Here is a 7,818-nt window from a genome sequence, read left to right as displayed (position 1 = left end):
GGTGGCCGCCGTTCCGGTGCTGGTCGCCGGGGTGGTGGTCCCGCTGTCGGGGTCGCTCTCGCCGGCCGGTGTGTGGGTCGGCGTCGTGTCGGTCGGCGTCGTGTCGGTCGGCGTCGTCTCCGGCGACTGCGGCGATGTCGCGGCGGGTGACACGACGGGCGACTCCGTGGGCTGCTCGCCGGTCGTGGTGGTGCCGGACCCGACGGGGGCGCCCGTCCCCGGGGCCGCACGGACGTGCGGGGTCGGCCGCGCCCCTCGCGGGGCCGCGGGCGGCGGTGGCTCGATCGGCCGGCCGTCGACGAACCCGCGCGACCACGGCGGGCCGACCGGCCCGGAGTCCACATCGGAGAGAGCGCGGCCGCTGGCCGGCGCCGCGGTGTCCTGGTCGGACACCGTCGCGGCGGACGTCGTCGCGGTCGCGGGGGCGGTCGCGCCGGCCACCGCGTCCGGGTCGGCGTCCGGCTTCCCGCTCTCCTCGGCGCCCCGGTCCGCCCCGGTCGTGGGACCGGCCGGAGCCGCCGCTGCCGCGGTGTCCACATCGACCGCAGTGTCCACATCGGGCGCGGTGTCCATATCGGACGCGCCGTCCACGTCGGCCATGTCGTCATCGATCACGTCGTCGGCGGTCGAGCCGCCGTCGGAGGACCGGCGCTCGGCGGGGTCGCTCCCGGACCCGTCGTCGCCCACCGTCGCCGTCCCGGCGCCGCCGGTCGTGGAGGTGGTCCCGATCTCACCGGTGACGCCCCCGGCGGCCTCACCGTCGCCGGTGGAGCCCTCGGCCAGGCCGCGACGGCGGTTCACCAGGTCGCGGACGGTGCGAGGCGGCTCCGCCTGCTCCTCCGCAGGCGCGTCGACCTCGTCGTCGCGCTTGCGCCCCCGCAACAGGAAAGCGGCGATCCCGATGGCCACCAGCAACACCACCAACAGCCCCAGCAGGGCCAACGTCGTCATCTGGAGTTCCTCCCGCCGGAGAAGAACGGACGCCCGGCTCTCGCGTCGTCGCAGATCGGGCCGGAACGAACCCGGTACACCGGCCCGGAACCGCTTCCCGGCCGGCACATCCGGCGACGCACCGTAGCACCCGGTGACCGGTGACCGGTGTGGGTGAACGCGGCCCGCGTGTCGCGTCCGTGCAGCTCAGCACGTCCGTCGGGGACCGCCCGGCGGACGGTGGCGAGATCGGCCAGGATCGACGCATGAGCGACGACGGCGGGCCCGGAACCCGGGGGGACCACGAGAGGAGCGAAGGCGGAACGAGCACCGACACCGAGAGGAGCGCAAGCGGAACGAGGATCGACACCGTGAGGAACGCAGGCGGAACGAGAACCGACACCGACAGGAACGCAAGCGGGACGAGGATCGACACCGAGCTGGCCGAGATCGCGGACGCGCACGGTGTCGCCGTCTCCTACCTCGACGGCGCCCGACGGGAGGTGCACGTCGACGCCGACGTGGTGATCGACGTGCTGGAGCTCCTCGAGGTGGACATGACGACCCCGCAGGCCCGCCGCGCCGCGCTCGCCCACGCCCGGGAGAAGGCATCCGCGACGACCGTGCCGCCGACGATCGGGATGCGCACCGACCGCGCGCGGCCGATCCCCGGCCGCGGCGTCCTGACCGCCGAGGACGGCACCCGCCACGACGTCGACGGTGAGATCCCGGCCGGTCTGGAACCGGGCTGGTACGCGCTGGAGGCCGGGCAGGCGCGCAGCACCGTCGTCGTCGCGCCGCCCGCGCTGCCCGACCCGCCGCGGACGTGGGGGTGGATGCTCCAGCTCTACGCCCTGCACTCCGCCCGCTCGTGGGGCATCGGCGACCTCGGCGACCTGACCGACTTCGTCCGGGTCGCCGGGGGCGAGCAGGGCGCCGGGGCGGTGCTGCTCAACCCGCTGCACGCGATCACTCCGGTCCCGCCGGTGCAGCCCTCGCCGTACACGCCGTCGAGCCGGCGGTTCGCGACCCCTCTCGCGCTGCGGGTCACCGACCTGCCGGCCTACGCGGCCGCCGACCCGGCCACCCGCGCCGAGGTGGACGCCCTGCGGCCGGAGCCGTCCGGCGACCGGATCGCGCACGACCGCGTGTGGGCGGCGAAGCGCTCCGCGCTGGAGGCGCTCTGGCGCGCCGCCGGGCGCCCGGGGCCGGACGGCGCCGACCCCGACCTGGACGCGTTCGCCACGTTCTGCGCGCTCGCCGAACGCCACGGCGGGCTCTGGCAGCAGTGGCCGGAGGGGCTGCGCCACCCCGGCTCGGACGCCGTCGTCGCGGAGCGGGCCGCGCTGGCGCCGCGGGTGGCGTTCCACGGCTGGGTGCAGCAGCAGGTCGCCGCCCAGCTCGCCGACGTCCGCGCGGCGGCCCGCGCGGCCGGGATGCCGGTCGGGGTGATCCACGACCTGGCCGTGGGGTGCGACCCGCAGGGCGCCGACGCCTGGGCCCTGCAGGACGTGCTGGCCCTGGACGCCTCGGTCGGTGCCCCGCCGGACGCGTTCAACCAGCGCGGGCAGACGTGGGGCCTTCCGCCGTGGCGCCCGGACCGCCTCGCCGCGACCGGCTACGCCGCGTTCCGGGACATGCTGCGCGCGCTGCTCTCGCACGCCGACGGGTTGCGGATCGACCACGTGATGGGCCTGTGGCGGCTGTGGTGGGTCCCGCGGGGCCGCTCCGCCGACCGGGGCACCTACGTCTACTACGACGCGGACGCGATGCTCGCCGTGCTGGCGCTGGAGGCGCACCGGGCCGGCGCCGTCGTCGTCGGCGAGGACCTGGGCACGGTGCTGCCGGAGGTCCGGGCGTCGCTGGCGGACAACCACGTGCTCGGCTCCACGGTGCTCTGGTTCTCCCGCGACCCGGACCCGGAGACCGGCGGCGACGACGGCCCGATCACCCCGCCGGCCCGGTGGCCGGAGGGGTCGGTGGCCACGATCTCCACCCACGACCTGCCCACCGCGCCCGGCTTCCTGCGCGGCGAGCAGGTGCGGGTGCGCGCCGAGCTGGGCCTGCTCGACGACGTCGACGGCGAACGCGCGAAGGCCGCCGCGGAGCGGGCCGAGCTGGTCGGACTGCTGGTCGACGAGAGCCACCTGACGTCGGCGGACGCGCCCGAGGACGAGATCGTGGTCGCGATGCACGCGCTGCTCGCGTCCGCGCCGTGCCGGCTGGCGCTGGCCTCCCTCTACGACGTGCTCGGCGAGACCCGGCAGCCGAACCTGCCCGGCACCGTCGACGAGTACCCGAACTGGCGGATCCCGCTGCCGGTGACGCTGGAGGAGGCACTCGCCGACCCGCGGGTGGCCCGTGTCGCGGCCGTGATGCGCGCGCACCGGGGGTAGCCGGCGGGACGGGACGACCTGGCAGGATCCGATGGATGTCCGCACCGCACGACCCGGAGCTCGACGCCGTCGACCTGGTCCGAGCCGACGGCACCGCCGGGGCCCTGTGGCAGGCCTGGACCACCGGCGAGCGCATCACGTCGCTGCCGGAGCTGCTGCAGCCGCGCACCCTGGCCGAGGGCTTCGCCGCGCAGCAGCGCCTCGCCGAGCGCGCCGGGCCGGCCTACGGCTGGAAGCTGGCCGCCACCGCGCCCGCCGGGCAGGCGCACATCGGCGTCGACGAGCCGTTGCCCGGCCTGCTGTTCGAGCGGTTCCGGCACGCCCCCGGCGACGTCGTGCCCGCGCACGACCTGCACATGGCCGTGGCCGAGGCGGAGTTCGCGTTCCGGATGCGCGAGACCGTCGAGCCGGGCTCGTCGGTGCCGGCGTTGCTCGACGCCGTCGCGTCGCTGCACGTCGCGGTCGAGCTGCCGGACTCACGGTTCGCCGCGTTCGAGACGGCCGGCGCTCCGCAGCTGCTGGCCGACGCCGCGTGCGCGAGCCGGTTCGTGCTCGGAGCGCAGATCGCCGGCTGGCGCGACCTGGACCTGTCCTCCACGTGCACGGCCCTGTGGATCAACGGCGAGGAGGTCGCGCGGGGCAGCGGCGCCGCGGTTCTCGGCGACCCGCGCACGGCACTGGCCTGGCTGGCCGACGCCCTGCCCTCCTACGGGTTGCGGCTGGAGGCGGGCAGCGTCGTGACGACCGGGACCACCACCGTCCCGGTACCGATCGCGGCCGGTGACGCGGTCCGCGCGACGTTCGGCGACGACGGCGTCCTCGGCGAGGTCGCGTTCACCCTCGGCAGGCCGGCCTGAACGGTCGTCCCTACCGGATGACCGACAGCACCCCGGCGGCGATCCGCACCTGCACGGCGGTGTCGGCGCCGACGTCGTCGACCTCGCCGTCGATCTGCACCGGCATCGGGTCCAGCGCGGTGAACCGGAAGTCCTCGGCCGTCGGCTGCGGCCCGAGCCCGCGCACGGCCGCGCGGACCGCGGTGAACAGCACCCTCCACTTGGGCCGGTGCTCCATCAGGATGACCTCGAAGCGGCCGTCGTCGGGGCGGCCCTCGGACACCTCGGCCACCTTCGCCATCTCCGAGATGTTGGCCAGCAGCAGGTTGTCGACGCGCCGCACGTTGCCGTCGGTGAAGCGGAGCCGGAACGGGGTGAAGGCCCAGAACGAGCGGAACGTGGACACGATCTCGCGGACCGTTCCCTTGCCGCCCTCCTCGATCTGCAGCGCGACCACCGGCGTCAGCCCGAACCCGATGTAGGAGTGGGCGTAGCGGACGGGGGCGTCGCCGAGCGTCAGGGCCAGCAGGTCCATCTGCTCGGTGCGGCCGTCCAGGATCGCGTCGTGCAGCGGGCGCCGGGACGTGACACGGTCGTGGTCGTTCGCGTTGCCGGCGGGCAGCACCGCGGCCGCGGCCTCGGCGTCCGGGACGTCCATGATCCCGTTGACGACCTCGTTGTAGCCGCCGTCGCCGCTCGCCGAGACGATCAGCGGCCGGCCCGGCCCGGACGCCGCCTCGCGGGCGATGTCGCGGGCGTGCCCGGCGTACTCGGTGGGGCGGAGCTCGACCGGCAGCTCGGGCCGGACGGCGGCCAGCTCACCGCGCAGGCGGCGCGCGAGCGTGTCCGCGTCACCGGTGCTCCCCGGGTTGAACACGATCAGCACGGAGTCCACGGTCTCGGCCACACCGCGCAGCCTAGGCCGGACCGCACGAACCGCCCGTACCGCCCGGCACCCGGTGCCGGACGCCCGGGATTCGGGCACCGTGGCGGTCATGGATCTGCAACTGGGTGGGAAGCGTGCGATCGTCACCGGCGCGAGCCGCGGGATCGGCCTGGCGGTGGCGACGACGCTGGCCGCGGAGGGAGCCGACGTGGCCCTGGTGGCGCGCGACGCCGCCGCCCTGGAGCGGGCCGCGGCACAGGTCGAGGGGGCCGGGCCCGGCCGTGTGGTCGCGGTCCCCGCCGACACCGCCGACGACGCCGCGGTGCGCGCGATGGTGGCCACCGTCGCCGACCGTCTCGGCGGGGTGGACGTGCTGGTCAACGCGGCTGCACGTCCGGCGGGTGCGGGCCCGCTCCCGGCGTTGGACGAGCTCACCGACGACGACGTGCGGGTCGAGCTGGAGACCAAGCTGCTCGGCTACCTGCGGTGCGCCCGCGCCGTCGCCCCGCTGATGACGGCGCAGGGGTGGGGCCGGATCGTGAACATCAGCGGACTCAACGCCCGGAAGTCGACGTCGCTGGTCGGGTCGGTACGCAACGTGGCGGTCGCGTCGATGACCGCGGCGCTGGCCCAGGAGCTCGGGCCGCGCGGGGTGAACGTGACGGTCGTCCACCCGGGCCTGACCGTCACCGAGCGGATCCCGGGGATGATCGCCGACCGGGCGAGCGACCGCGGGGTCGACGAGGCGACGGTGCGCGCCGAGCTGGACGCCACGACGACCATCGGCCGGATGACCACCGCGCAGGAGGTGGCCGACGTGGTCGCGTTCCTGGCGTCACCGCGCAGCGTCGCGGTCAACGGGGACGCCGTCGCCGCGGGCGGCGGGTCGCCCGGCACCGTGCACTACTGACCCCGGCACCGTGCACGACCAACAGGACGCTCCCCGACAGGGCTCGCGGAACCCGCCGCGGGTGGCAGGATGGACCGATGGACTCGACCCGCGTGGACCGCTGGTTGTGGTCGGTGCGTCTGGCCAAGACCCGCTCGGACGCCGCGACATCGTGCCGCGGCGGGCACGTGCGCGTCAACGACCACCCGGCCAAGCCGGCGACACCCGTCCGCCCGGGCGACCGGGTCCGGGCCCGGGTCTACGACAGGACGCGGACGGTCGAGGTCACGAAGGTGATCGAGAAGCGGGTCGGTGCGCCGGTGGCACAGGAGTGCTACATCGACCACACGCCGCCGGAGCCGGCCGGGCCAGCGCCCGTCTACGCCCGCCGCGACCGCGGTGCGGGACGCCCGACCAAGCGCGACCGGCGTGTGCTGGACCAGCTGGGCCTCTCCCGCCGCACCACCTGAGCGCCTGTGAGGATGGGGGCATGTACGACGCCCTGTTCCGTCTCGTGCTGCGCCGGATCCCGTCGGAGACCGCGCACCGGCTCGGTTTCGGCCTGATCCGCGGTGTCGGCGCCGCACCCGTGCTCGGTCCCCGGCTCGGGGCGTCGCTCGCCCCGTCCGACCCGGTTCTGCGCACCCGGGCCCTGGGCCTGGACTTCGCCTCACCCCTGGGCCTCGCCGCCGGGTTCGACAAGGACGCGCACGGGGTGACGGCGCTCGGCCGGATCGGGTTCGGGGCGGTCGAGATCGGGACGGTGACCGGACGGGCCCAGCCGGGCAACCCGGCACCGCGCCTGTTCCGCCTCGTCGACGACCGCGCGCTGATCAACCGGATGGGGTTCAACAACGCCGGGGCCCCGGCGGTCGCCCCGCGGCTCGCCGCGCTGCGCGCCCGGCCGGAGCCGGGAGCCCCGGTCCTCGGCGTCAACATCGGCAAGAGCAAGGCGGTGCCGGCCGGGGACGCCGTCTCCGACTACCGCACGAGCGCCCGCCTGCTCGGCCCGTTCGCCGACTACGTGGTGGTGAACGTCAGCTCGCCGAACACCCCGGGCCTGCGCGACCTGCAGCAGGTCGACGTGCTCGAGCCGTTGCTGACGGCGGTGCGTGCCGAGCTCGACGACCTCCCCGGAGGCATCCGCGTCCCGCTCCTAGTGAAGATCACCGTCGATCTCGCCGACGCCGACGTGGACGCCGTCGCCGACCTGGCGGTCCGGCTCGGCCTCGACGGGGTGGTCGCCACGAACACCACGGTCTCCCGGGACGGCCTGTCCACCCCCGTGGCGCAGGTCGAGGCCATGGGCGCCGGCGGGATCTCCGGACGTCCCCTCGCGCACCGGTCCGCGGAAGTGTTGCGGCGCCTGCGTTCGCGCCTGTCCGCGGGCCAGGAGGTGGTCTCGGTCGGGGGGATCGAGGACGCCCACGACGCCTACCGCCGGATCCGCGCCGGCGCCGCCCTGGTGCAGAGCTACACCGCCTTCGTCTACGGCGGGCTGTTCTGGCCGTCGCGTCTCAACCGCGAGCTGGCCGCCCTCCTGCGGGCGGACGGCCACCGCAGCGTCACCGACGCCGTCGGCGCCGATCTCTGAGAGCGGCTCCACCCGGACGCGCCCATGGGCCCGGAGGTGCGTACGAACCCGGACATGCGCCAGCGACCCGGCCGGCAACAGATGTCCGGCTGTCACGTAATGGTCGGCCTGAGCGCCGTTACGTGACGTTCGGCGCGACACCCCGGGCCGGAAACAGACCGGGCGGCACCTTCCGGACCCGCAACCAGCCATTCCGTGACGCCCACCGCGCACCGCGCACCACAATCAGCACAACGCAAAAAAGGAGAGGGCCCGCACAGATCACTCTGTACGGGCCCTCTCCCATT

7 protein-coding genes are annotated in these 7,818 nt (G+C 75.3%); 5 read left to right on the top strand and 2 right to left on the bottom strand.

Annotated features, from left to right (window positions below):
- The coding region (locus tag I4I78_RS27170) for a hypothetical protein (protein WP_374225926.1) at positions 1-951 on the bottom strand (951 nt) is incomplete at its 3' end.
- A 350-nt stretch (positions 952-1,301) separates the two neighbouring features.
- Between I4I78_RS27170 and malQ the strand changes: the two genes are divergently transcribed.
- On the top strand, positions 1,302-3,326 hold the full coding sequence (gene malQ / locus I4I78_RS27165; RefSeq protein WP_308252383.1) for a 4-alpha-glucanotransferase: 2,025 nt from the start codon (positions 1,302-1,304) through the stop codon (positions 3,324-3,326).
- Positions 3,327-3,361: 35 nt separating this feature from the next.
- A complete protein-coding gene (locus I4I78_RS27160; RefSeq protein WP_218614346.1) occupies positions 3,362-4,183 on the top strand; it encodes a 2-keto-4-pentenoate hydratase in 822 nt (273 codons plus the stop codon).
- A gap of 10 nt (positions 4,184-4,193) precedes the next feature.
- Here the strand turns inward: I4I78_RS27160 and I4I78_RS27155 are convergent, their stop codons facing one another.
- Positions 4,194-5,069, bottom strand: a complete 876-nt coding sequence (locus I4I78_RS27155; protein ID WP_218614345.1) for a diacylglycerol kinase family protein — start codon at positions 5,067-5,069, stop codon at positions 4,194-4,196.
- Between the two features lie 88 nt (positions 5,070-5,157).
- Here I4I78_RS27155 and I4I78_RS27150 point away from each other — a divergent pair, with 88 nt between their 5' ends.
- The 3 genes from I4I78_RS27150 (at position 5,158) to I4I78_RS27140 (ending at position 7,531) form a co-directional block, all read left to right on the top strand.
- Positions 5,158-5,958, top strand: a complete 801-nt coding sequence (locus tag I4I78_RS27150) for an SDR family NAD(P)-dependent oxidoreductase (protein WP_218614344.1) — start codon at positions 5,158-5,160, stop codon at positions 5,956-5,958.
- Between the two features lie 77 nt (positions 5,959-6,035).
- Positions 6,036-6,407, top strand: a complete 372-nt coding sequence (locus tag I4I78_RS27145) for an RNA-binding S4 domain-containing protein (protein WP_218614343.1) — start codon at positions 6,036-6,038, stop codon at positions 6,405-6,407.
- A 20-nt stretch (positions 6,408-6,427) separates the two neighbouring features.
- Positions 6,428-7,531 (top strand): quinone-dependent dihydroorotate dehydrogenase, encoded by a 1,104-nt coding sequence (locus I4I78_RS27140; protein WP_218614342.1) that lies wholly within the window; start codon positions 6,428-6,430, stop codon positions 7,529-7,531.
- Positions 7,532-7,818 lie beyond the last annotated feature (287 nt).

The sequence above is a fragment of the Pseudonocardia sp. KRD291 genome (genome assembly GCF_019263595.1).
GTDB lineage: Bacteria > Actinomycetota > Actinomycetes > Mycobacteriales > Pseudonocardiaceae > Pseudonocardia.
Note: the sequence above shows the minus strand (reverse complement) of the source record. Positions and strands in the feature narration are given on the sequence as shown.